Origin of the sequence: Streptomyces morookaense, from assembly GCF_013030945.1 — a bacterium.
Classification (GTDB): Bacteria; Actinomycetota; Actinomycetes; order Streptomycetales; family Streptomycetaceae; genus Streptomyces; species Streptomyces morookaensis.
This window is the reverse complement of sequence record NZ_JABBXF010000048.1, coordinates 1-1313: the sequence shown is the minus strand read 5'-3', so window position 1 is coordinate 1313 and position 1313 is coordinate 1. Positions and strand designations below refer to the sequence as shown.

General features: G+C 68.0%; 1 protein-coding gene. It reads right to left on the bottom strand.

Features of this window, described 5'->3' with window-relative positions; translation table 11 throughout:
- Positions 1-917, bottom strand: a 917-nt coding sequence (locus tag HG542_RS21410; protein ID WP_171083886.1) for a DUF5655 domain-containing protein, incomplete at its 3' end; no start/stop codon positions are given.
- Positions 918-1313: the final 396 nt, after the last annotated feature.

Genomic DNA, 1313 nt, shown 5'->3' with positions numbered 1-1313 from the left:
CGCCGGATCAGCGGTGCCGCCTTCTCCGGGTCGGCCGCCGAGGCGAGGCGTACCTCAAGGTCCCCGGTCCCGAGATGCCCGATACCTCGCATGTCCCGCGTGAAGCCGTCCTCCAGCGTCACGGTGTCAGGGTCGAGTCTGAGGTAGACCAAGATCGCCTCGTGTTTCGGACGGAAGATCACCGACGCGACGTTCACCAGCCGTCGGTAGGCGATGTAGTGCCGGAGAGGGGCCACCTCGACGTCGCCCCAAGCCGTGAGCGCGTCGTCCAGCTCTGCGTACAGATCCCGCAGGCACTCCGGGACGAGACCAGGGTCCGCCGGCGTGGAAGCGGCCGCGGCCGCCGGCATGCCGGCGGTCGCTGTGTCCCGCTCCCTGGTTCGCCGAGATGAAGCAGCGTTCGCCGACCCGGGCGAGGATTCCACGAGCAGCAGGCTCAGCAGGTCACCCTCGAAGACGCGGTAGCGCACCAGGTCGATCCGTTCGGGCAGCCTCTGCACGGCCACGCGGTCGTGGTGGGAGAAGCTGGCCGCGATGCAGACCATCCGCAGGCGACGCCAGTCGATGGCCTCGGCGGCCTCCGCGCCGAGCACCTTTCGGACGAGCACCTCGACCTCGTGGCGCGCGGAGTCCAGCCAGGACAGGTAGGAGACGGCCTGCGACAGCACCCCGCTGTCGGAGCCCTTCTTGTACTCGATCACCACCGGGCTGCCGTTCTCATCCAGTCCCAGAGTGTCGATCCGGCCCCGGTGCCACGGACCGGTCGGGTACTCCGACGCCAGGAACCGAATGCCGAGCATCGCCTTCAGGCTGGCCTCGACCCGCCGCTGCAGTTCCACCTCCAGCGCCACCGTCGAACCGGGCAACTCGACGTCCCGCCCCTCCGCGTCTCGCCGGAACATCATCAGCTCGGCCACCAGCGTCCCCTCCCGTGATCTCTGCAAGAGGACCAATCGACGGAAGGCTCCGGGTATTCCGCATCCAGCCAGCCGAAACGGCTGTTCCCCCAGTTCCCCGGGGCAGCCACTTCCGCACGCTCGGGTCTGTTGCCGACGACATGACCGAAGGCCGGCGGAAGGGGCGGTTGTTGAGTTTCGACAAGAGTCCGTGCCGAGGTGACCGGACGTGCCGCCGTCGTGCTGGCGAGCGAGCAGGTCGTCACTACGGGGTGAGCACCGGGATGCGCCGGTGGACAGACGCCTTTGGACGGTGCAGCACGGGGCGGCATGGGTTAACCAGGTGCACGTATTCTGATCAGGGGAAACGTCACGAGACGGCACCACGCGGCACCGTGCAACATGATCGCTCACGGT